Source organism: Streptomyces sp. NPDC051921 (genome assembly GCF_040680975.1).
GTDB lineage: Bacteria > Actinomycetota > Actinomycetes > Streptomycetales > Streptomycetaceae > Streptomyces.
In genome coordinates this window covers 1-21,441 of the sequence record NZ_JBFAXU010000031.1, presented here as the reverse complement: position 1 = coordinate 21,441, position 21,441 = coordinate 1, and the positions used below count along the sequence as shown (strand labels likewise).

General features: G+C 73.6%; 21 protein-coding genes and 1 pseudogene. 16 read left to right on the top strand and 6 right to left on the bottom strand.

Going from position 1 to position 21,441, the window contains the following annotated elements:
• The first annotated feature begins 139 nt into the window (after window positions 1-139).
• Together AB0M16_RS32035 and AB0M16_RS32030 are read left to right on the top strand one after the other, a co-directional pair.
• A complete protein-coding gene (locus AB0M16_RS32035) occupies window positions 140-814 on the top strand; it encodes a SigE family RNA polymerase sigma factor (protein WP_365349217.1) in 675 nt (224 codons plus the stop codon).
• The gene (locus tag AB0M16_RS32030) at window positions 811-1,926 is read left to right on the top strand and encodes a hypothetical protein (protein WP_365349215.1); all 1,116 of its coding nucleotides are present in this window, start codon (window positions 811-813) and stop codon (window positions 1,924-1,926) included. Before AB0M16_RS32035 ends, AB0M16_RS32030 begins: the two co-directional genes overlap by 4 nt.
• 18 nt (window positions 1,927-1,944) lie before the next feature.
• Here AB0M16_RS32030 and AB0M16_RS32025 read toward each other — a convergent pair whose 3' ends face one another.
• Together AB0M16_RS32025 and AB0M16_RS32020 are read right to left on the bottom strand one after the other, a co-directional pair.
• Window positions 1,945-2,685 (bottom strand): SURF1 family protein, encoded by a 741-nt coding sequence (locus AB0M16_RS32025; RefSeq protein ID WP_365349213.1) that lies wholly within the window; start codon window positions 2,683-2,685, stop codon window positions 1,945-1,947.
• A 23-nt stretch (window positions 2,686-2,708) separates the two neighbouring features.
• Window positions 2,709-4,550 (bottom strand): prolyl oligopeptidase family serine peptidase, encoded by a 1,842-nt coding sequence (locus AB0M16_RS32020; RefSeq protein WP_365349211.1) that lies wholly within the window; start codon window positions 4,548-4,550, stop codon window positions 2,709-2,711.
• A 70-nt stretch (window positions 4,551-4,620) separates the two neighbouring features.
• Between AB0M16_RS32020 and AB0M16_RS32015 the strand changes: the two genes are divergently transcribed.
• Window positions 4,621-5,448, top strand: a complete 828-nt coding sequence (locus tag AB0M16_RS32015; protein WP_365349209.1) for a class I SAM-dependent methyltransferase — start codon at window positions 4,621-4,623, stop codon at window positions 5,446-5,448.
• Here the strand turns inward: AB0M16_RS32015 and AB0M16_RS32010 are convergent.
• Window positions 5,429-5,737: a DUF6191 domain-containing protein gene (locus tag AB0M16_RS32010; protein ID WP_365349207.1), complete on the bottom strand. Its 309-nt coding sequence runs from the start codon at window positions 5,735-5,737 to the stop codon at window positions 5,429-5,431. The two genes, AB0M16_RS32015 and AB0M16_RS32010, sit on opposite strands and share 20 nt — an antisense overlap.
• Window positions 5,738-6,067: 330 nt before the next feature.
• Between AB0M16_RS32010 and AB0M16_RS32005 the strand changes: the two genes are divergently transcribed.
• Together AB0M16_RS32005 and AB0M16_RS32000 are read left to right on the top strand one after the other, a co-directional pair.
• Window positions 6,068-7,087 (top strand): YdcF family protein, encoded by a 1,020-nt coding sequence (locus AB0M16_RS32005; RefSeq protein WP_365349205.1) that lies wholly within the window; start codon window positions 6,068-6,070, stop codon window positions 7,085-7,087.
• A 43-nt stretch (window positions 7,088-7,130) separates the two neighbouring features.
• A complete protein-coding gene (locus AB0M16_RS32000; protein ID WP_365349203.1) occupies window positions 7,131-7,412 on the top strand; it encodes a hypothetical protein in 282 nt (93 codons plus the stop codon).
• A 182-nt stretch (window positions 7,413-7,594) separates the two neighbouring features.
• On the opposite strand, the gene AB0M16_RS31995 is transcribed toward AB0M16_RS32000, so the two are convergent.
• Window positions 7,595-8,770, bottom strand: a complete 1,176-nt coding sequence (locus tag AB0M16_RS31995) for a serine/threonine-protein kinase (protein ID WP_365349201.1) — start codon at window positions 8,768-8,770, stop codon at window positions 7,595-7,597.
• 123 nt (window positions 8,771-8,893) lie between these two features.
• On the bottom strand, window positions 8,894-9,688 hold the full coding sequence (locus tag AB0M16_RS31990) for a helix-turn-helix transcriptional regulator (RefSeq protein ID WP_365349199.1): 795 nt from the start codon (window positions 9,686-9,688) through the stop codon (window positions 8,894-8,896).
• A gap of 436 nt (window positions 9,689-10,124) precedes the next feature.
• Here AB0M16_RS31990 and AB0M16_RS31985 point away from each other — a divergent pair, with 436 nt between their 5' ends.
• The 5 genes and pseudogenes from AB0M16_RS31985 to AB0M16_RS31965 all read left to right on the top strand — a co-directional run bounded on the left by AB0M16_RS31985 (window position 10,125) and on the right by AB0M16_RS31965 (window position 13,353).
• A complete protein-coding gene (locus tag AB0M16_RS31985; RefSeq protein ID WP_365349197.1) occupies window positions 10,125-10,487 on the top strand; it encodes a hypothetical protein in 363 nt (120 codons plus the stop codon).
• Window positions 10,488-10,638: 151 nt separating this feature from the next.
• Entirely contained in the window at window positions 10,639-10,824 is a 186-nt protein-coding gene (locus tag AB0M16_RS31980) for a hypothetical protein (protein WP_365349195.1), read from the top strand.
• Between the two features lie 39 nt (window positions 10,825-10,863).
• A pseudogene (locus tag AB0M16_RS31975) lies at window positions 10,864-11,097 on the top strand (helix-turn-helix transcriptional regulator); the annotation flags it as partial.
• Window positions 11,098-11,572: 475 nt separating this feature from the next.
• Window positions 11,573-12,040, top strand: coding sequence for a cobalamin B12-binding domain-containing protein (locus AB0M16_RS31970; RefSeq protein WP_365349193.1), 468 nt, complete (start codon window positions 11,573-11,575; stop codon window positions 12,038-12,040).
• Complete coding sequence (locus AB0M16_RS31965; protein WP_365349191.1) at window positions 12,037-13,353, top strand: methylaspartate mutase; 1,317 nt, start codon at window positions 12,037-12,039, stop codon at window positions 13,351-13,353. The genes AB0M16_RS31970 and AB0M16_RS31965 overlap by 4 nt, the downstream gene beginning before the upstream one ends.
• 44 nt (window positions 13,354-13,397) lie before the next feature.
• Here AB0M16_RS31965 and AB0M16_RS31960 read toward each other — a convergent pair whose 3' ends face one another.
• Window positions 13,398-13,580, bottom strand: coding sequence for a hypothetical protein (locus tag AB0M16_RS31960; protein WP_365349189.1), 183 nt, complete (start codon window positions 13,578-13,580; stop codon window positions 13,398-13,400).
• A 44-nt stretch (window positions 13,581-13,624) separates the two neighbouring features.
• Between AB0M16_RS31960 and AB0M16_RS31955 the strand changes: the two genes are divergently transcribed.
• The 6 genes from AB0M16_RS31955 to AB0M16_RS31930 all read left to right on the top strand — a co-directional run.
• Entirely contained in the window at window positions 13,625-14,641 is a 1,017-nt protein-coding gene (locus AB0M16_RS31955; RefSeq protein WP_365349187.1) for an asparagine synthetase A, read from the top strand.
• Complete coding sequence (locus AB0M16_RS31950) at window positions 14,638-15,927, top strand: glutamate synthase-related protein (protein WP_365349185.1); 1,290 nt, start codon at window positions 14,638-14,640, stop codon at window positions 15,925-15,927. The genes AB0M16_RS31955 and AB0M16_RS31950 overlap by 4 nt, the downstream gene beginning before the upstream one ends.
• Complete coding sequence (locus AB0M16_RS31945; protein WP_365349184.1) at window positions 15,920-17,173, top strand: MFS transporter; 1,254 nt, start codon at window positions 15,920-15,922, stop codon at window positions 17,171-17,173. Before AB0M16_RS31950 ends, AB0M16_RS31945 begins: the two co-directional genes overlap by 8 nt.
• On the top strand, window positions 17,166-18,626 hold the full coding sequence (locus AB0M16_RS31940; RefSeq protein ID WP_365349182.1) for an amidase family protein: 1,461 nt from the start codon (window positions 17,166-17,168) through the stop codon (window positions 18,624-18,626). The genes AB0M16_RS31945 and AB0M16_RS31940 overlap by 8 nt, the downstream gene beginning before the upstream one ends.
• An 82-nt stretch (window positions 18,627-18,708) precedes the next feature.
• Window positions 18,709-18,915, top strand: a complete 207-nt coding sequence (locus tag AB0M16_RS31935) for an MbtH family protein (RefSeq protein WP_365349180.1) — start codon at window positions 18,709-18,711, stop codon at window positions 18,913-18,915.
• Window positions 18,916-18,953: 38 nt separating this feature from the next.
• The coding region (locus tag AB0M16_RS31930) for a condensation domain-containing protein (RefSeq protein ID WP_365349178.1) at window positions 18,954-21,441 on the top strand (2,488 nt) is incomplete at its 3' end.

Below are 21,441 nucleotides of genomic sequence, written 5' to 3'. Positions count from 1 at the left end.
CAGGAGCATGTGACGTGGAGCACGCCGCACACAGCGGGGCATCGGGGGAGAACGGGTACGCAATGAGGGCATACGACGCGCCGCGAAAACCGGTGCCGTACGCGTACAACCCTGACGGGGGGAAGCGTGTCCAACAGGCGTGGCAGAGGTACTCGACATCGCAGCGGTCATCCCGTTGCACGGCACCGCGGTGCGACCGCTCAGGCGGCCGCGCCCGGTCGGCGGCATCCCGGTGATCGCGCCCGTGCCCATGAGGACCCGTCCGGCCGCGGTGAGCGGCATCCCGGCGCCCCGCGACGGCGCTGACGACACGATGGCTGCCGGCACCACCGTCGACCACCTCACCGAGACCTACCGCGCCCACTACCGCTCGCTGCTCGGGCTCGCCGCGCTCCTCCTCGACGACACCGCCTCCTGCGAGGACGTCGTGCAGGAGGCCTTCATCCGGGTCCACTCGGCGCGCAGCCGGGTGCGCGACCCCGAGAAGACCCTGGCCTATCTGCGCCAGACCGTGGTCAACCTCTCGCGCTCCGCGCTGCGCCGGCGCATCCTCGGCCTCAAGCTGCTCTCCAAGCCCATGCCCGACATGGCCAGCGCGGAGGAGGGCGCCTACGACCAGCTGGAGCGGGACGCGCTCATCAAGGCCATGCGCGGCCTCCAGCGACGGCAGCGCGAGGTCCTCGTGCTGCGATACTTCGCGGACATGACGGAGGCGCAGGTCGCGGAGACGCTCGGGATCTCCCTCGGGTCGGTCAAGGCCTACGGCTCGCGCGGCATCGCCGCGCTGCGGGTCGCCATGGAGGCCGCGTCATGAGCGGGCCGTCGGCCGGACACGACCGGCAGGACCAGCACGACCAGCACGGTGACCGGGACGATCTGAGTGGACGCGGGATGGTGAACGAAGCGCCGGAGAACGGCACGCCCGACGAGCTGGCGCTACGGCGGCTGCTCCAGGGCGCGGTGTCCGGTCTCGAACCCTCCGACGGCGCCCTCGAGCACCTGCGCCGCGCCGTGCCGGCCCGCCGGGCCCGCAAGCGCCAGGCGGTCGTCGGCATGGCGGCCGCGGCCGTGCTCGTCGGCACGGCCGTCCCGGCCCTGGTGCACGTGGCCTCCTCGGGCGGGATCTCGGCCGACAAGGCGATCAACGCCGGGCACGGGGAGCAGGCCCAGGGCGGCACCGGCGCCGAGACCGGCATCGAGGGCGGCCGGCAGAGCTCCACGCCGCCCGCCGGCACCGCGTCGCCCGCTCCGGGAGGCTCCGCCGAGGGGGCCGGGAAGCCCACCGCGTCGGCGCAGGGCCCCGGCGGCAGCGGCGGTGACAGCACCCCGTCCGGCGGCGCCCCGGACTCCCGGCCGGTCTGCGCGGCCGACCAACTGGGCATCAGCTCGGTGCAGACCGGCGCACCCGACGCGAGCGGCAGGGTCTACGGGACCTTCCGCATCGCCAACGTCTCCGGCCGCGACTGTGTGGTCGGCGGCGCCGGCCGGGTCGGTTTCGCCACGCGCGGTGCGGCCGACGCGTCGAAGATCGCGGTCGTCGCGCACACCCCCGGGGACGCGGCCGGCGGACTGCCCGACCCCTCGCAGGAATCGGCCTCGCTGATCCTGACCCCGGACAACGCGTACGAGGTGCGGTTCGCCTGGGTGCCCAGCGAGACCTGCCCCACCACGGCCCCCAGCCCGACGCCGACCCCGAGCCCGACGACCGGCGGCGGGTCCTCGACCAGCGGCGGGGCCACCGGCTCGACCGGCACGAGCCCGGGGGAGAACACGGTCTCCACGCAGCTCGTGACGGACGGCACCCCGGCGGACGGCAGCGTCGAGGTCACGCACACGGCGGACCCGGGCGGCCCGGTGGCGGCGGCGACCATCCCCAACGCGTGCGCGGGCACGATCTACCGGACCGGGGTCCTGGACGCCTCGTGAGCGGGCCCGTGGCCCGGCCTACAGCCCGAGGGCGGCGTCCCGGGAGGCTTCCCGCTCGCGGCGCAGCAGCCGGAACCACATGAAGACCACGAAGCCGGCGAAGACGAACCACTCGGCCGTGTAGCCCAGGTTCTGGAAGGCCTTCATGTCGAGGCTCGTGCCCGCGGCGGCCGCCGCGGGCACCGGGGTGAGCCCGGCGGGGGATTGGGTCAGGGTGAGCCAGGCGTCGTAGACGTCGTCCTGCACCACGTTCACCAGCGAGGCGGCGCTGATCATGCCGAGCTGTCCCTCGGGCAGCCCGCCGGCCGCGCTCACGCCCTTCGTGCCCGCGCTCTCCGAGGCCTGCAGGGCGCCCGTCACGGTGACCTCGCCGGACGGCGGGGCGGGCGCCTTCGCGCCCGCGGGCAGCCAGCCCCGGACCACCGGAAGGGCCTTGCCGCCGTCCGTCTTCAGCAGCGTCAGGACGTACGCGCCGGAGCGGCCGTCCAGCTCGCGGCCGGGCACGAGGAACTGCTGCCCGAACCGGCCGCTGGCCCGCGCGATACGGCCCGAGGTCTCCTTGTCCACCGGCAGCAGGGAGTCCAGCGCCTCGGCGGGCCGTGCCTCCGCGTCGGGTCGCCGCTCGGCCTCCTCGTGGGATGCGACGCGGTCCTCGAACTTGCCCATCTGCCAGGTCCCCATGAACAGGCAGAACGGGATCGCCAGCAGGACGAAGACGTTGATCCCCCACCAGCGGGGCGTTCTCAGGAACCGGTACACACCCCCACGGTACGCAAGCGGGCTCAGTCCTCCGTCGGCCGGGTCCCCCGCGTTCCCAGGTGCCGTGCGGCGAAGGCGAGGTCGAGCCCGACCTGCTTGATCCGCTCGTCCACCACCAGCGAGCCGTGCCCCGCGTCGTACCGGTACACCTCGTGCACGGCGCCGCGAGCCGCGAGCCGGTCCACGTAGTTGTCGATCTGACGGATCGGGCAGCGCGGGTCGTTGACCCCAGCCGAGATGTGCACCGGTGCCTTCACCGCGTCGACGTACGTCAGGGGCGACGAGGCGGCGAACCGCTCGGGGACCTCCTCGGGCGAGCCGCCGAGCAGCGTGCGGTCCAGCGCCTTCAGGGCCTCCATCTCGTCCTCGTAGGCCGTCACGTAGTCGGCGACGGGCACGGCGGCCAGGCCGACGGCCCAGGCGTCCGGCTGGGTACCGAGGCCGAGCAGGGTGAGGTAGCCGCCCCAGGAGCCACCGGCCAGGACCAGCTTCTCCGGGTCGGCGAGGCCGCTCGCCACCGCCCACTCGCGGACCGCGGCGATGTCCTCCAGCTCGATCAGGCCGACCCGGTGCTTCAGGGCGTCCGTCCACTCCCGCCCGTAGCCGGTGGAGCCGCGGTAGTTGACCCGCACCACCGCGTAGCCGTGGTCGACCCAGGCCGCCGGGCCGGAGGCGAAGGCGTCACTGTCGTGCCAGGTCGGGCCGCCGTGCACCTCGAAGACCGTCGGGAAGGGACCCTCGCCCTCCGCCGGGCGCTGCACCAGGGCGTGCACGCGGCCGCCGGGGCCCTCCACCCACACGTCCTCCACCGGCACCGACGGCGGCGCCTTGGGGCCGGGAGGGTCGAGGACGACCGAGCCGTCGGTGGAGCGCACGACCGGCGGCCGGGCGGCCGAGGACCACAGGTACTCCACGGAGCCGTCCGGGCGGGCCGTCGCGCTGGACACCGTGCCGGCCGGGGTCTCGACCCGGACCAGGGCGCCGGTGCCGATCTCGTACCGCCAGAGCTCGCTGCGGGCCTCGAAGCTGTGCACGACCAGGAGGCCCGAGCCGTCCGGATACCACTCGGCCGACACGTCGCCCGGCAGGTCGAGCCGCAGGTCGGTCTCGGCGCCCGTGGCCACGTCCCACAGCATCGGCTCCCAGCGCCCGCGCCGCTGGTGCCCGACGAGCAGCCGGGTGTCGCCGGCCACCGGGGCGAAGCCGAGCACGCTCAGGCCCAGTTCCTCGGTGCCGCCCTTGGTGTCGTCGAGCTCGGCGAGCACCGACGCGTCCGCCGCGCGCAGCACCCGGATCGCCGAGTGCATCGCGTCCCCGTGCTCGGTGTGCTCGACGGCGACCAGCCGCGCGTCGTGCGACAGGTCGCCCACGCCGGCCGACTCCCGGTGCCGGTAGATCTCCACGGGGGCGTCGGCGCCCGGGCGCAGCAGGTGCACGGTCGAGCCGTCCTCGTCCGTCGAGCGGCCCACCACGACCGTGCCGTCCCGGCCGAGGGCGAGGCCCGCGGGGTAGGACGCGGCGAGCCCGGGCACGGAGGCCTCGTCCGGGCCGCCGGCGAAGGGCTGGCGCATCCACACGCCGAACTCGTCGCCGTCGGTGTCCGCGAACCACCAGATCCACTGCCCGTCCGGGCTCAGCGTGCCGTCCGTCGTGCCGTTCGGCCGGTCGGTGACCTGGCGCTGCGCGCCGCTCGCGCGGTCCCACGCGTACAGCTCGTACGTCCCCGTCGCGTTCGACACGAACAGCGAGCGGTCCGGGGCCTCCTCGGCCCACTCGGGCAGCGAGACCCGAGGCGCGCGGAAGCGCTGCTCCCAGGCCGGGGCTGCGGCGAAGTCCTTGTCCCTGCTGTCGTTGCTCTCCGTCATGCAGCCATCATGCTCCGCCCGGCCGACAAATCGTTCGCCCCGTCCGCAGCCTGTGGATAACCTCCCGGGCATGTACGCACCCACCCCCGACGACTGGCACGCGGCCAACCGCGCCCGCTGGGACGAGCGCGTCCCCCTCCACGTCGCCAGCGAGTTCTACGACCTCGACGCCTTCCTCGCCGGCAAGGACGCGCTGCGCGACTTCGAGCTCGCGGAGGTCGGTGACGTCACCGGACGCTCGCTGCTGCACCTCCAGTGCCACATCGGCCTGGACACCCTGTCCTGGGCGCGGCACGGCGCGGCCCGCGTGGTCGGCCTGGACTTCTCCGAGCCGGCCGTGGACGTCGCCCGCTCCCTCGCGGCCGACCTCGGCCTGTCGCAGGAGCGGGCCGCGTTCGTCGCCGCCGACGCCTACGACGCGGCCGAGGCGGTGCCGGACTCCTCGTACGACGTCGTCTACACCGGCGGCGGGGCGCTGAACTGGCTGCCCGACATCGAGCGCTGGGCGGAGACGGCCGCCTCGCTGGTCGCGCCCGGCGGCTTCCTCTACGTCGCCGAGTTCCACCCGATCACCGACTCGTTCGACGACGAGACGGCGACCCGGCTGGTCAACGACTACTTCGTGCGCGAGCCGTGGGTGGACACCTCGTCCGGCACGTACGCGGACCTGGACGCCGCCACCGTCCACAACCGCAGCGTGGAGTGGGTGCACCCGGTCGGCGAGGTCGTCACGGCGATCGCGAAGGCGGGGCTGCGGATCGAGTTCCTGCACGAGCACGACGTGACGCTGTTCCCGCGCTTCGAGGCCCTCGCGCGCCACGAGGACGGCTACTACCGCTTCCCGTCCGACCGGCCCCGCTTCCCGCTGATGTACTCGATCAGGGCCTCGAAGGCGTAGCCGGCGGCGTGAGCCTGATGACGGCGCGCCCGCCCGCCAGATCCACCGTGGAGCGGTGCGGCGGGGCGCCGTCCTCCTCGTCGTCGCGCATCACGAGGGAGCTCTGCCGCTCCTTCAGCTCGTTCTGCTTGCCCTGCGAGAAGGTGGCGTGGAGCTGCTCGAAGCCGGTCGACGACACCTGACCGCCGCGCCGCCCCCGCCCGGTGGCGCGCAGGATCTGATCGCCGAAGGCGATCGCGGTCAGCAGGATGACCAGACCGGGCAGCGTCACGAACACGGCGAACTCCATGCCCGCCATTCTGACCCGCCGGGGGCCCTGCCGCACCGGTCCCTCGGAGGACCCGGGCGGTGGACGTCCGGCCGCACGCGGTGCGTCCGGCGCCCGTCCGTCCGGACGCCTCGACGCGCGGTGCGCGGTGCGCGCACCGAACTCCGCCACGGGGAAGGCGAGATGGCCCGCGCCGCGGACCACGCCACGCGCGCGTGCGGCGGCCGACCGCGGTGCGGCGCCGTCATCGGAGCCACCCGCACCCGTCGCCCTCCCCGCCCGGAAGCGGAGCCCGCGCGGTCGCCCCGCGGAACAAGTCCGGCTGTCGGCAACGGTGTCTACGATGACGGCATGTTCGCCTATGCCGTGGCCGCCGTCTTCCTCCTCCTGTTCGGAGCCGGTGTGCTGCGCGACCGGCGTCGCTTCAGCAACGCGGTGTACCTGGGCCTCGCCGTCACGTTCCTCGGTCTGGGGCTGCTCGCCGGGCTGGCGGACGCCCCGCCCGGTGTCGGCGTGACGGTCGTGGTGATCCTGCTGCTCGTGCTGTCGCTCGGGCCGGTGGCGCTGGCCGGGCTGCTGTGCGCCAACGGCGTCAAGATGGTCCGCAAGGAGGGCAGGCGCCCCGCCAACCTGCTGTCGCTGCTCGCCGGGCTCGGCATGTTCGGCGTGATGGGCCTGATGGGCGCCGCCGTCCTCTCCCGCTCCACGACCCTCGGCATAGTCGTCGGCACCCTCCTGATGGTCCTCGGCTACGTCTCCTTCCTCTTCCTCTGCTTCGTCGGCTACGCCTTCCTCTACGGCCGGATGCGCATCCGCCGCGACGCCGACTACGTCGTCGTCCTCGGCTCCGGTCTGATCGGCGGCCGCCGCGTACCGCCTCTGCTCGCGAGCCGGCTCGACCGCGGCCGTGAGGTGTACGCGACGCTGGCCGAGCGCCGCGAGGTGGACCGGCAGCCGCTGCTGATCACCTCCGGCGGACAGGGCCCCGACGAGGAGCTGCCCGAGTCGCACGCGATGGCCGACTACCTGGTGGAGCGCGGCTTCCCGGCGGAACGGATCGTGCGCGAGGACCGTTCGCGCACGACCGAGGAGAACCTGCTCTTCAGCCACGCCCTGATGGAGGCCGAGCGTCCCGGTTCCGAGTGCGTGATCGTCACCAACAACTTCCACGCCTTCCGGGCCGCCCTGATGGCCCGGAAGGCGGGGGTCAACGGTCAGGTGGTCGGCTCGCCGACCGCCGCCTACTTCTGGCCGAGCGCGACCATGCGCGAGTTCGCGGCGGTCTTCCTCCAGTACAAGACCGTCAACCTGGCGATCTGCGGGGCGCTGGTCCTCATGGGCGGGCTCGCGTACATCGCCGCGGCGGTCTGACCGTCCTACCCTGGAGGGAGCGGCTCTGCGCGGAGGCGACGACATGAGAGCTCGGCACCACTTCCACATCGAGTACCGGGGCCACTCGGTGAGCGCCACCGTCCAGACCGGTCACCACCCGGTCGTCGAGGTCCTGGTGGACGGCAAGGAGACGGGCCACGCCACGACGCGTGACGACCGCCCGGTCACCGTCCACGTCGAGCTGCCGAGCGACCCGCCGATCCCCGTGAGCATCCGCGCGACCCCGGGTCCGGGCGTACCGCGCTGCCTGCTGCTCGGGCCGGAGGAGCCCGAGGGGCATGTCATGGCGCCCCGCATCTATTAGGGCGGTCCGCCGGGAGCCGGGAGCCGGGAGCCGGGGGCCGGGAGCCGAGGGCCGGGAGGTGCGCGCCGGGAGCCGCGCGCTTCGAGCCGGGAGCTGGGAGCCGCGCGCCGGGAGCCGCGCCCACGAGTCATCCGGACGGAGCACCGGCCGGCGTACCGGACGGGTGCACCGGCCGGTGTCGGCTAGCTGAGCCAGGCCATCCCGATCAGCAGGAAGACCACGAAGGCGACGGCTCCGGCCACGGCGGCGGTCCTGCGGGGGCGGCGCCGTGAGATCGCGGCCAGCGGGTTCTCGGCGGGAGCCTGGGCCCGGCGGGACCGCGCGGGAGCGGGTGCCGCGGCCTGCTGGGGCGCGGGCTGTGCGACCGGCGGACGGCCGGGCTGCGGCGCGGGCGGCCGGTGGTGCGCCCGGGGCCGGTGCGCCGAGGGCCGGTGCGTCGTTTGCGCCCCGGCGTGGTGCGCGGGCGGGACGGCCCTGGGCGGGGGCGCGGTCCGGTGCCCGGTCGGGGCGGGGCCGGGCGGCACCGCCTGCGGGAGCGGCAGCGGCTGGTCGCGCCAGGAGCCGGAGGCGAACCAGTCGGCGATGGCCTGCGCGGCGGGCCGCTGCTCGGGCTGCTTGGCGAGCAGCGTCAGCAGGAACGCCTCGAACGCGGCGGGCATCGCGGTGCCGAGCTGCCGCGGCGGCGTCGGCGGGGTGTCGATGTGCTGGTAGAGCAGCGCGGTCGCGGTGTCGGCGCGGAACGGGGTCTGCCCGGTGAGCAGTTGGTAGAGCACGCAGCCCAGCGAGTACACGTCCGAGGCGGGCGACGCGGGGTTCCCCAGGGCCCGCTCGGGCGCCAGGTAGAGCCCCGTACCGACGATCTGCCCGGTGGTGGTGAGTGCGGCCGAGGGGTCGTCGACGAAGCGCGCGATGCCGAAGTCGGCCAGTTTCACGGTGCCGTCGGAGTCCCTCAGGAGGTTGCCCGGCTTGATGTCCCGGTGCACCACGCCCTGCCGGTGCGCCGCGGCGAGGCCCGCCGCCGCGTGCGCGGCCACCGTCGCGACCTGCTCGGCGGAGAGGAACACGGGCCGCCCCGGGGCGGCCGCCAGGCTGTCGCCCTGCACCAACTCCATGACCAGGTAGAGCTTTCCGTCCCAGGTCCCGAAGTCGAAGACGCCGACCACGTGCGGATGGCTCAGCCGGGCCGCGGTCTGCGCCTCCAGGCGGAAACGGTCGGCCGCCGACGGGTCGTGCTCGTGACCCAGCATCAGCTTCACGGCCACATCGCGCCCGAGCACCTCGTCGGTCGCCCGCCACACCTCGCCCATGCCGCCACGTCCGACACACACTTGGAGCCGATATCGGTCCGCGACCAGCACCTGTGACCCACCCTTCCCTCTGGACGCCTCATCGTAGAGCGGCTCTTGGAGGGGCCCTGCGGCGCGTCCGCCGGTACGGCGCCGGTCCCCGGGTCCGGCGCCCTGCCCTGCCGATGCGCGGGATCAGCAGAGGTCGGCCGGCAGCCAGCCCTTGGCCACCGCACGGCAGCCCGCCTGGAAGCGGCTGCGGGCTCCCAGGAGTTCCATCAGGTCGGCGGCGATGCGGCGCGCCGTGCGGGGCGAGACGCCCAGGCGTTTGGCCACGGCCTCGTCGGTGAGCCCCTGGCCGAGGAGGTGGAGTGCCGCCTGCTCCTGGGCGTTCAGGCCGTGCGCGTCGCGCTCGCGGGTCGGCGTGCCGAGCGGGGTGGCGCGGGTCCAGATGGTGTCGAAGAGCGCGCCGAGCGCGGTCAGGGTGCCGGTTCCGGTCAGCACCAGGGCGCCGGCCGAGGTGTTCTCGTCGTCGACGGGGACGATGGCGATCCTGCGGTCCAGGATGGTCAGCCGGACCGGGAGGGAGGGGGCGGTGCGCACCTCGCCGCCGTGCTCCGAGAGCCACTTCGCGTAGGAGACGGTCGCCGGGCTGTTGCGGACGCTGTCGAGGTACAGGGTCCGCATGCGGACGCCGCGTTCGAGGAGCGCCTGGTCCTGCGGGCGGGCCGCCGCCATGTTGGCCGCCTGCTGGCCGCCGCCGGGGGCCAGGGCGAGGACCTCCTCGCGTACGTCGCGGACGAGGAGCCGGATGCGGTCCCTGATCTCCTCCAGGCCGTCGAGCCGCTCGATTCCGTCGATGTTCTGATGCGCCCTGGACGTGGTGAAATCCGCGGCCAATTGCGCGGCGGCCAGTCGGATTTGTTCGATCCGGTGCTGCTCGGCCGCGACGCGTTCTTCCTGGCGGGCCATGAGGGCCTGAATCGCCATCTCCGGATTGACCGCGCGGAATGTGTGCGGACTGTCGAAAGGCGTTCTTACCAAAGCCAGTTCACTGAGTTTGTCAAGAGCGTCGCGAAGTTCGTTCTCTGTCAGGTTCAACGGGCCCTGAAGATCGAGCAGATCGGCCTGTGGATGGGCGAGTATCGCCCGATAGACCCGTGTGCAGGTTTCGTCTAACCCCAGGACATGCAGCAAGAGGTTCCCCGTTTGTGTCGGTCAAGACTGTCGCTGGCGTGTGCGCGGCGGGTGATGAAGCGTTTCTGCGCAGTGTGTGCACAGTGTGTGCGTCAGGAGGAGGATCGCGGAACCCGGCGGGCCGTGCAACTGGTCCGCCCTTGCGGCGGCATGGCATATTCCGGCCATGGCCTCAATGGTCCCGGTTTGGCACTTGATGCCGGGTGTGCCGCCGTCCGACGCTCGACGGATGATTCTCGTGCACGTTCGCATTCGATCACCCGAGGCCCTTCCCGAACGGGATGTGCTCGTGCGAATTCTTTCCGGGCAGGTAACCCCCGGGGAACGCGTGGAACACTTCAGCATCCACCCCGCCGGACCCGGCTCCGTCACCGTCGGCTGTTTCGTGCCGGCCGAATCCCTCTTGATCGCGGAAAGCGTGGCGCTCGCCGTCGTCCAGCGTGCCGTGCGGGCCTCTCCGGTCCTCAAGGGTGCGTGGATCACCAGTAGTTCGGGCGCCATCGTGGGGGAGTACTTCGAGCGGCTCCGCGATTCCGCAGGTCACGATGGACGGTCTATGCGATTGCCGGATCAGGACATCGCGGATTGCTGACAGGGGCCCCGGCCCCGGGCGAATCTCTTCTCACCGACAGCGCACCGGCCGGGAACGAACGGCCGGGGCGGTCGGTGGCCGGGACCGTCACCGCGGGACGTACCGGCCGGAAGCGCCGTCAGCAGACCCTCAGAAGCCAAAGGAGTACGTCGTGTCTCGCAGCCGTGTCCTCTTCCCCAAGCTCGCCGCGGTCGTCACCCTCGTCGCCCTGCCCGCCCTGGGCGGCGCCGGCCTCGTCGCCACCGGCACGACGGCGGACACCCGGATCACCGCCGACGCCACGCCGGCGCCGACCGCCACGCCGTCCACGGGCAAGGACACCACGGGCTGGGAGTGAACCCCGGCGCCGAGCCGCCCCGCCCCTCCTGGAGGTGACATGAGCACGTCTGTCGTCGAACGGCCCGCACGCTTCGCGACGCTCCTCCAGTCCTACCGGGCGACCGAGGGGCTCACCCAACAGCAGCTCGCCGACTTCGCCACCCTCAGCGTCCGGGCCGTCCGCGACCTGGAGCACGGGAGGGCGGAACGCCCCCGACGGGACACCGTCCGCCTGCTCGCCGAGGCCCTCCGGCTCGATCCGGCCCGACGAACGGAGTTCGAACGGGCCGCCGCCGCCCGGAGCGGCCCCCCGCCCCGCACCGCCGACGCATTCGCCGACGCGTCCGCAGACACACCCACCGACGCACTTGCCGTCGCACCCGCTGACGCATTCGCCGACGCGTCCGCAGACACACCCGCAGACACGCCCGCCGACGCGACCAGCGGTACCCGTACCCGTCCTCCCGACCTGATCGACCGGCCGTCCTCCGCAGGCCCCCGCACCTACGAGTACAGCACCGTCCTGCTCGACTCGCTCGCGTCCGACTCGAGCGACGGCGAGTGGTCACGCGCCCTCAACGACCTGGCCGGACAAGCCTGGCGCCTGGTCTCGGTGGACCGCGGCGTGGCCTTCCTGGAGCGCCGGCTCGGCTGACGGCCGGGCCCGCCCGCACCCCGCGCGCCGCGATCCGGCGCCGGCCCGCGCTCGAAGGGCCCGCGGTCCCTCGCGGCCCTCGTTCCCTCGGACTTCCCTTCTGAAGGTTGATATGCAGCTATCACAGGCCGGGGCACCCCCCGCCAGGAATGCCCTGCACGTCGTGGTCACCAGCGTCGCGTCCGACTCGCACACCTGGAACCTCATCTACCTCCAGCTCCTCCTGGAAGAGCTCGGCCACCAGGTGACCAACCTCGGAGCCTGTGTCCCGGACGACCTCATGGTCGACGAGTGCCGCCGGCTGCGCCCCGACCTCGTCGTCATCAGCAGCGTCAACGGCCACGGCCACCACGACGGCCTGCGGGTCATCGGCCGGCTCCGCGACTGCCCGGAGCTCCGGGAGACCCCGGTCGTCATCGGCGGCAAGCTCGGCATCACCGGCGGCGGCGACCACGGCCCCCTGGAGGAGCTGCGCGCCGCCGGATTCGACGCCGTCTTCGAGGACGGCACGGGCATCGCACGGTTCCAGGGCTTCGTCCGCGCGCTTCCGCCCAGAGTGATGGCGAGAGTGACGGCATGAGCGGCGGCTTCGGGGCCTTCGTCAAGGAGGCCCAGGACGTGGGCGACCTCGTGGTCCAGCCGCGCATGGGGATGAGCGACCCGGCCGAGATGCGCCGCGGCCTGCTCGCCACCAAGCACGCGACGGCGACCACCGTCGGCACCATCACCCTGGACAGCTACACCCGGGTCAACGACATCGAGGCCGCCCGCCGGGCCCTCGCCGCCGGGGGAGCCCTCAACGGCTATCCGATCGTCAACCACGGCACCCACCTCACCCGTGGGGTCCTCGACGGCGTCATGGACCCCGGCTTCCCGGTGCAGGTACGGCACGGCTCGGCCCAGCCGGAGGCCATCTTCGGCGCGCTCGTCGGCTCCGGGCTCACCGCCACCGAGGGCGGCCCCGTCTCGTACTGCCTGCCCTACAGCCGCGCCCCGCTCACCCGGTCGGTGGACAGCTGGTCCCGCTGCTGCGAGGTCTTCGCCCGGCTCCGGGACGCCGGCGAGGAGCCCCACCTGGAGACCTTCGGCGGCTGCATGATGGGCCAACTCTGCCCGCCGGGCCTGCTCGTGGCGCTCAGCGTCCTCGAAGCGGTGTTCTTCCGCGCCCACGGACTGCGCAGCGTCTCGCTGAGCTACGCCCAGCAGACCAGCACCGCCCAGGACGAGGAGGCGCTGCGCGCGCTCGGCCGCCTCGCCGGCGAACTGCTCCCCGACGTGGACTGGCACATCGTCCTGTACGCGTACATGGGCGTGTACCCGCGGACCGAGGACGGCGCGCTGCTGCTCCTGGACCGGGCGGCCCGCCTCGCGACCAGGGCCGGCGCCGCCCGGCTCATCGTCAAGACGGCCGCCGAGGCGCACCGCATCCCCACCGTCGAGGAGAACGTCACCGCCCTCGAACTGGCCTCGGCGGCGGCCGCGGACGAACGCGCCCGTGTCCTGCCGGGCAGTCGGCCGCCCGCGGCCCTGGAGTCCGGGATCTACGACGAGGCCCGCACGCTCGTGCAGACCGTCCTCGACCTGGACCCCGACATCGGCCGGGCCCTCGTCCGCGCCTTCGGCCGGGGCCTGCTCGACGTCCCCTTCTGCCTGCACCCCGACAACCCCGGCCGGTCCCGCGCCCGCGTCGACACCGACGGCCGGCTGCGCTGGACCGCGATCGGCGCGATGCCGATCGCGGACGTCGCGGAGATCACCCCGGGCGCGGGGATGACGTCGGACGCGCTGCTCAGCTCGCTCTCCCACGTCCAGCGCACCTACGACGAGCTCGCCCTGAAGGCGGGCGACCCGCGCCGCGCCGTGGCCGGCCGCCAGCCGGCGCTCCTGCCGTAGGGCCCGGCCCCCAGGGCAGCGCCCGACGCCCCCGCCCGTACCCCTCAAGGCGCCCACGAGCCCAGGACGCCTCCGACGTCCATGACGCCTCCGACATCCATGACGCCTCCGACGTCCATGACGCCTCCGACGTCCATGACGCCTCCGACGTCCATGACGCCTCCGACGTCCACGACGCCTCCGACGTCCACGACGCCTCCGACGTCCACGACGCCTCCGACGTCCACGACGCCTCCGACGCCCACGAACTCAACCGACAGGACGCGACATCATGACCCTGACCTCACCCGAGACGGCGAACCGTGGCGAGCTGCTGCCGCCCGCCGACCCCCGGGAGCACCTCAGCTCCCCGGTGACCCGGGCCGCGCTGCGGATCCAGCAGCAGCTGCTCGCCGGTGCCCGCGAGTACCTCACCGGAGCCGGGTTCGCGGAGATGATGCCGCCGATCATCGGCCCGGTCACGGACCCCGGCATCCGCGGCTCCAAGCAGGTCGACCTGGACTTCTACGGCCACAAGTACAAGCTCATGACCAGCGCCATCCTGTACAAGCAGGCCTCGCTGCTCGCCTTCGACAAGATCTTCTGCATCGCCCCCAACGTGCGCATGGAGCCGCTGGAGACCGCCAACACCAGCCGTCACCTGGCCGAGTTCCACCAGATCGACGTCGAGATGGCGGGCGCCTCCCGGGACCGGATCACCCAGGTCGTCGAGGAGCTCGTCCGGCACATGATCGGCCGCGCGATCGTCGAGTGCGCCGAGGACTTCGAGCTGCTCGGGCGGGACACCGGCGCCTTCGACACGCTGCTGGGCGAGGCCTTCGGGCGCCGCACCCATGCCGACGCGGTGGCCGAGCTGCGTGCCGCCGGCCACCCGCAGAGCCCGGACGCCGAGATCGACTGGCAGGGCGAGGTCATCGTCTCCGAGGCCGCCGACCGGCCCTTCTTCCTCACCGACTACCCCAAGGGATCCCGCGGCTTCTACGACCGGGAGAGCGCCGAACAGCCGGGCGTGCTGCGGAACTTCGACCTGATCGCCCCCGAGGGCTACGGCGAGCTGTGCAGCGGCAGCGAGCGCGAGTTCGACTACGGCCGGATCGTCACCCGGATGCGCGAGACCGGCGAGAACCCCGCGAAGTACGGCTGGTACCTGGCCATGGTCCGCGAGGGCATCCCCGGCTCGGCCGGCTTCGGCATCGGCGTCGAGCGGCTCACCCGCTACGTCACCGGACTCGACGCCGCCTGGCAGGCCAACGCCTTCCCCAAGCTCCCGGGACGGGTGTCGCCGTGACCGGATTCCGCACCCCCGCCTTCCCCGAGGAGCGGATACGCGAGCGGGCCCGGCTCGGCACCGCCGCCGCCTTCCCCGACCTCGCCGCCTACGGAAGCACCGCCTTCGGCCAGGACACCGCGGACGGCACCGGCCAGGACGCCCTCGACGCGCTCCGGATCACCCCGCCGGTGTTCATGCCGCTGCGCCTGGAGAAGCTCATCGACCTGGGCCGCGAGCCGCTCCACTCGGACGTCGAACTCCGCACCGCGATCGGCGGGTTCACCTCACCGCTGCCCGTCTACCTGTCCGCCTTCGGCTCCACCAGGGCCGCCGGCACCGACCACGTGCTGGCCCTCAGCCGGCAGGCCGGGCGACTCGGCATCCCCATGGGCGTCGGCGAGAACATCATGCCCATCGCCGGGTACGGGCGCTCCGGAGAGGACAGCGGGCGCACCGTCCTCGACCGCGTCCGCGCCTACACCGCGGAGCTCCCCGACGGCCTCGGCGGACTCGTCGTCCAGCAGAGCACCGAGGACGCCGACGCCGAGGTGTGGAACCTCGTCTACAGCGACCCGGGCGCCCAGGCGCTCCTCGACAGCGGACGCCTGGCCTTCGAGCTCAAGACCGGGCAGGGTGCCAAGCCGGGTCTCGGCGGACTCACCGTGCTCGACCGGGCCGAGGCGCGGCGGGTCGACGAGCAGTACGCCATCGAGCCGGTCTACGGCACCGAGGCCGAGCGCGTCCTGCGCTGCAGCAGCCCCGGCACCTTCACCGACGAGATCCTGCGGCAGCAGATCCACCTCATGCGCAACAACTACCCGCGCGCCAAGGTGTGGGTGAAGCTGCACCCCGGCCGGGACATCGGCCACGCCGCGGCCGTCGCCTGGGCCGCCGGCGCCGACGCGGTCACCGTCGACGGTGCCGAGGGCGGTTCCGGCTGGGCGCCGCGCGCCTTCCTCGCCCAGGTCGGACTGCCGCTCGGCGAGTGCCTGACCCGTATCGGCCGCCCCGACGGCAGCCTGCTGGCCTCCGGCCGGATCTGGGAGGGGAGCCGGGCCGTCAAGTGCCTGGCCCTCGGCGCGACCGCCGTCGGCCTCGGCCGCGGCGCACTGGTCGCGGTCGCCGAGGACGCCGAGAACGGCCTGGTCAACCTGGTCGACTGCCTGGCCCTGGAGCTGCGGATGCTGATCAGCGCCCTGGGCAAGTACACGCCGCAGGCACTCGGCCCCGAGGACCTGTGGGCGCCCCAGCCGCTCGTCCCGGCGGTCGCCGGGGACCTCCGGAAGGCCGTCGCCCATGAGTGACACCGACACCGGCACCGAGACCGCCACCGCCCCCGCCGGCCGGTCCGCCGGCCACTACCTGGGGCTCAACTACCTCACCTTCACCGGCGCGATGGGGCTCTCCGCACTCGGCGACGCCGCCTGGTACGTGGCGCTCACCTGGACCCTGTCGCGCGAGGTCAGCGCCGCCGCGGCGGGCACCCTGCTCGCCCTGGCCGCGCTGCCCCGGATGATCGCGCTGCTCGGCGGCGGCGTCCTCGCCGACCGTACCGGGGCACGCCGACTCATGGTCCTGACCGACCTGGCGCGCTGCGCGGTGATGGTCGGGGCGGCCGGGCTGCTCTTCCTCACCAGCCCGTCCGTACCGCTGCTCTTCGCCACCGCCGCCCTGATCGCCCTGCTCAGCGCCTTCTTCATCCCCGCGTCGGGGGCCATCAAGCCGCTGCTCCTCGACGAGGCCCATCTGCTGCGCGGCAACGCCCTGTTCGTCCTCGGACTGCGCGGCGGCCAGGCGGCCGGCGGACCGATCGGCGCCTCCCTGATCGCGCTCGGCGGCCTGCCGCTGATCGCCCTCACCAACGCCGTCGGCTACGCCGTGTCCGCCCTGGCGAGCGCCAAGGTGAAACTCGTCCACGACGTGCCGCCGCCACCGGAGCGCAAGCCCTTCCTGCGCGAACTCACCTTCGGCCTGCGCTACCTGCGGGGCGAGCGGCACCTCGGCCTCATCCTGGTCGTGCTCGCGCTGAGCGAGCTCAGCTGCGCCCCGCCGGTCAACCTCGGCCTGGTCGTGCTGTCGGACCGGGCCGGCACGGGGGCGGCGGGAGCCGGCTATCTGCTCACCGCCTACACCGTCGGTGCCGTCGCCAGCTCGTTCGTCACCATGCTGCTGCCGAAGGCGAAGCGGGTCGGGATCGCCCTGATGGCGGAGACCGCCCTCGCCGCGGCCTGCCTGGCCGCCCTCGGCAGTGTCGACGGGCTGGCGGCGGGGCTCGCCCTGTATCTGGTCCTCGGCCTGGTCACGGGCCTCTCGGGGGTCATCCTCGTCTCCCTGACGCAGCAGTGGACCGGGGCGGAGGTGCGCGGTCGTGTCATGGCCGTGCTGTCCCTGGTCATCTTCGGTGCGGCCCCGCTGGCGAACGCCGTCTACGGCATGTCGCTCGACTGGCTGGGCTTCGCCCCCACCCTGCGCGTCTTCGCCGCCCTGTGCCTCGCGTCCACGGCGATCATCGCGCTGACCCCGACCCTGAGGAGCGCCCGCCTTGGCTGACAACCCGCGCGGGGTCCCACGCGTCAGCGGCTTCCCCGCCCTCCCCGACCTGCACGAACGGCTCCGCGGCGGCACCCTCACCAGCACCGCCCTCACCCGCCTGTGCCTGGACCGCATCGCCGCGGTCAACCCCGTCCTGGGCGCCGTCCTCGCGATCGACGCCACCGCCCTGGAGCAGGCCGCCGAGGCCGACCGGCGCTACGCGGCCGGCACCCCGCTCGGCCCGCTCGACGGCATCCCCGTCCTGATCAAGGACAGCATCGACACCGCCGGGTTCGCCAGCACGGCCGGCTCCCGGCTGCTCGCCGCCGCCCCGCCCGTCCGGGACGCGACGGTCGTGGAGCGGCTGCGCCGGGCCGGCGCGGTGGTCCTCGGCAAGACCAACCTCACCGAGTGGTCCAGCTTCCGTACGACGCAGGGCTGCGAGGGCTGGTCGGCGGTCGGCGGACAGACGCTCAACCCGTACTCCTCGCAGCGCACCGCCTCGGGTTCCTCGTCCGGCTCCGCGGTGGCCGTGGCCACCGGCATGGCGCCGCTCGCACTCGGTGCCGAGACGGACGGCTCGATCGTCAGCCCGGCCGGGATCTGCGGGGTCGTCGGCCTCAAGCCGAGGCCCGGCACCCTGCCGCTCGACGGGGTCGTCCCGGTGTCGGACACCGAGGACTCGGTGGGGCTGCTCGCCGGGCGCGTCGCCGACGCCGCCCTCGCCCTCGACGTCCTCACCTCGGGCGCCCCGGTGTCGGGCGCCCCGGTGTCCGGCGCGGCCTCGGCCTCGGCCCTCGGTGCGATCGGCGGCGCGGGACGGCGGCTCGGCCTGTGGCGGGTGCCGCGGATGCCGGCCCAGGTGGGTGCCGTCCTGGACGCCGCCGCCGGCTCCCTGCGGGCCGCCGGGTTCACCGTCGTCGACGTCGAGATCGACATCGACCGGGAGATCCTGGTCGACGGACTGCGCGCCATGTACGCCGAGTTCACGCCCAGCCTGGAGAAGTACCTGGCCGGCCGGGACGGCGTGCCGCGCACCCTGGCCGAGATCGTCGAGGCCAACCGGGCCGACCCGGTGGAGCTCTCCCTGTTCGGCCAGGACCTGTTCGAGACGGTCCTCGGCCTGTCCGACGCCGACCGCGCCAAGGCGGAGGGCGGCCGGGCCCGGGCGGTGGAGCGCGCCGTGGAACTGCTCGACGGCACCCTCCGGCGGTACGGCGTCGAGGCCGTCGTCGCCCCCACCAACGAGCCCGCCTGGCTCGTCGACCACCAGCTCGGCGACCCGTACTCCCCGGGCAGCTCCACGCTGCCGGCGCTCGCCCGCAGACCCAACGTCACCGTGCCGGCCGCACACGGCGGACTGCCCGTCGGCATCTCCCTGTTCGGCCCGGCCGGGGAGGGACCGCTGCTCAGGCTCGCCCTGGCGGCCGAGCACGCGCTGGCCCGGCAGCCGCACGCGCTGCTCGTCTGACCCGCACGCCGCGGTCGCGGCCGCGTCCGGCCCGACCCGTACCCCCGACATCCGGAATCCGGAATCCGAGGAGGAGTCCGTCATGACCAACCCCTTCGACCGTGACGACATCGAGTTCCTCGTCGTGGTCAACCACGAGAACCAGCACTCGATCTGGCCCGCCCGCACCGACGTGCCCGAGGGCTGGCGCCAGGTGCACGGCCCGGCCGGCCGCGCCGAGAGCCTCGCGTACGTCGAGGAGCACTGGACCGACATCCGCCCGAGCAGCTCGCTGACCGGCGCGGCCTGACCACCGCCACCGTCCCTGAAAGACCGATGGGAAGACCGATGACTCCGCTTTCCTACGCACAGGCACGGCTGTGGTTCCTCCAGCAGGTCGAGGGCCCCGGCCCGACCTACAACGTTCCCCTGACGGTCCGGCTGCGCGGCACCCTCGACACCCGGGCGCTGCGTGCGGCGGTCCACGACGTCGTGACCCGGCACGAGGTGCTGCGCACGGTTTTCCCCGAGGTCGACGGCGAACCGCGCCAGCAGACGCTGGACGCCTCGGAGAGCACCGTGCCCTGGGCGGTCACGTCCGTCACCGAGGACGCGCTGCCGGACGCCGTGCGCCGGGCCGCGGCCCAGGGTTTCGACCTCGGGCGCGAACTCCCGCTGCGCGTGCACCTGTTCCGCCTCGCCGACGAGGACCACCTGCTCCTGCTCGCCATGCACCACATCGCCACCGACGGCTGGTCCCTGCGCCCCCTCCTGCGCGACGTGGCCGCTGCCTACGAGAGCCGGCTCGCCGACCGCGCGCCGATCTGGGAGCCGCTGCCGGTGCAGTACGCCGACTACACGCTCTGGCAGGAGGACCTGCTGGGCGCCGCCGACGACCCCGAGAGCACGGTCCGCCGTCAGCTCGACCACTGGCGGACGGCCCTGGACGGCCTGCCCGACGAGCTGCCCCTGGTCTTCGACCGCCCCCGGCCGGCCTCGCCCTCGTACCGCGGCGGAGTGCTGCGCGCCTCGCTCGACGCGGACCTGCACCGGCGGATCACGGCCTTCGGGCGGGAGTCCCGGGCGACCGTGTTCATGGTCGTCCAGGCCGCGTTGTCCGGTCTGCTCGCCCGGCTCGGCGCGGGCACGGACGTGCCGCTGGGCACGCCCGTGGCGGGGCGCACGGACGAGGCGCTCGACGATCTCGTCGGCTTCTTCGTGAACACGCTGGTGCTGCGCTCGGATGTGTCCGGCGACCCGACCTTCCGCGAGTTGGTGGCGCGGGTACGGGTCACGGACCTGCAGGCGTACGCGCACGCCGACGTGCCCTTCGAGCGTCTGGTGGAGGAGCTGAACCCGCCGCGCTCGCTGGCCCGCCACCCGCTCTTCCAGATCATGCTGCTGCTCCAGAGCCACGAGCCGCCGGCCCTCCAGCTGCCCGGCCTCACGTCGACCGCCACCGAGGTCGTCGAGCTGGACGTGGCCAAGTTCGACCTGACGGTCGAGCTCGCCGAGACCTTCGGCCCCGGCGGCGAGCCGGCCGGCATCAGCGTGCTGCTCAAGTACGCCACCGACCTCTTCGACCGGCCCACGGTGGAGCGCCTCATGGAGCGCCTCACCCGCGTCCTCACCCAGGCCCTCGCCGCACCGGACCTGCCGGTGGGCAGCTGGGACGTACTGTCGGCGGAGGAACGGACCACCCTGCTCGCCCAGTGGGCGGGCGGCGAGGCGCGGTTCCCGGCCGAGTCGTGCGTGCACGAGGTGTTCGCCCGGCAGGCGGCGGCCACGCCGGACGCGCCGGCCCTCGTCTCCGGCGGGGCCCGGATCCCGTACGGGGAACTGGAGGCGCGGTCGAACCGGCTCGCGCGCCATCTCCTCGCCGCGGGCGTCACGCGCGGCGACGTGGTGGGCGTGTACCTGCCGCGCTCGGTGGACCTGGTCGTGGCCGTCCTCGGCGTCCTCAAGGCCGGCGGCGCGTACACGGTCCTCGACCCGGAGTTCCCGGTGGAGCGCGTCTCCTCGGTGCTCGGGCAGACCGGCGGCCGGCTCGTGGTCACCGAGAGCGCCCTGGCGGGACGCCTCGCCGGGTTCGACGAGCTGGTCCTGGACCGGGACGCGGACGCGATCGGCGCCCTGGACGCCTCCCCGGTGGAGCGGATCGCCGGCCCGGCGGACGCGGCCTGCGTCATGTTCACCTCCGGCTCGACGGGCACGCCCAAGGGCGTCGTCTCCCCGCACCGGGCCATCGTCGGCACCCTGGCCGGCCAGCGGTACGTGGACTTCGACCCCGGCCAGGTGTGGCTGCAGTGCGCCCCCGTCTCGTGGGACGCCTTCGCCCTGGAGCTGTTCGGGGCGCTGCTCACCGGCGCGACCTGTGTCCTGCAGCCGGGGCAGCGGCCCGAACCGGCCGTCATCTCCCGCCTGGTGGCGGAGCACGGCGTGACGACGATGCACGTGTCGGCGAGCCTGCTCAACTTCCTCCTCGACGAGTACCCGGGCGTCTTCGCCGGTCTCCGGCAGGTGATGACGGGCGGCGAGGCGGCCTCGGTCGCCCATGTGACGCGCCTGGTGCGGGAGTTCCCGCAGGTGCGGCTGGTCAACGGCTACTCGCCGGCCGAGTCGATGATCTTCACCGTCGCCCACCGCATCACCGAGGACGACGCCGGCTCCGCCTCCATCCCCGTCGGGCGGGCACTGTCCAACAAGCGCCTCTACGTCCTCGACGAGCAGCTCGGTCCGGTCGCCCCCGGGGTGATCGGCGAGCTGTACATGGCGGGCGTCGGCCTCGCGCACGGGTACGCCGGGCAGCCGGGCCTGACCGCGGGCCGGTTCGTGG

Excerpts from the sequence above, each read along its gene's own strand:
- AB0M16_RS32030 (WP_365349215.1), top strand. The coding sequence starts at position 811 with ATGAGCGGGCCGTCGGCCGGACACGACCGGCAGGACCAGCACGACCAG.
- AB0M16_RS32020 (WP_365349211.1), bottom strand. The coding sequence starts at position 4,550 with ATGACGGAGAGCAACGACAGCAGGGACAAGGACTTCGCCGCAGCCCCG.
- AB0M16_RS32015 (WP_365349209.1), top strand. The coding sequence starts at position 4,621 with ATGTACGCACCCACCCCCGACGACTGGCACGCGGCCAACCGCGCCCGC.
- AB0M16_RS32010 (WP_365349207.1), bottom strand. The coding sequence starts at position 5,737 with ATGGAGTTCGCCGTGTTCGTGACGCTGCCCGGTCTGGTCATCCTGCTG.
- AB0M16_RS32005 (WP_365349205.1), top strand. The coding sequence starts at position 6,068 with ATGTTCGCCTATGCCGTGGCCGCCGTCTTCCTCCTCCTGTTCGGAGCC.
- AB0M16_RS32000 (WP_365349203.1), top strand. The coding sequence starts at position 7,131 with ATGAGAGCTCGGCACCACTTCCACATCGAGTACCGGGGCCACTCGGTG.
- AB0M16_RS31990 (WP_365349199.1), bottom strand. The coding sequence starts at position 9,688 with ATGGCGATTCAGGCCCTCATGGCCCGCCAGGAAGAACGCGTCGCGGCC.
- AB0M16_RS31985 (WP_365349197.1), top strand. The coding sequence starts at position 10,125 with ATGATTCTCGTGCACGTTCGCATTCGATCACCCGAGGCCCTTCCCGAA.
- AB0M16_RS31970 (WP_365349193.1), top strand. The coding sequence starts at position 11,573 with ATGCAGCTATCACAGGCCGGGGCACCCCCCGCCAGGAATGCCCTGCAC.
- AB0M16_RS31965 (WP_365349191.1), top strand. The coding sequence starts at position 12,037 with ATGAGCGGCGGCTTCGGGGCCTTCGTCAAGGAGGCCCAGGACGTGGGC.
- AB0M16_RS31955 (WP_365349187.1), top strand. The coding sequence starts at position 13,625 with ATGACCCTGACCTCACCCGAGACGGCGAACCGTGGCGAGCTGCTGCCG.
- AB0M16_RS31945 (WP_365349184.1), top strand. The coding sequence starts at position 15,920 with ATGAGTGACACCGACACCGGCACCGAGACCGCCACCGCCCCCGCCGGC.
- AB0M16_RS31935 (WP_365349180.1), top strand. The coding sequence starts at position 18,709 with ATGACCAACCCCTTCGACCGTGACGACATCGAGTTCCTCGTCGTGGTC.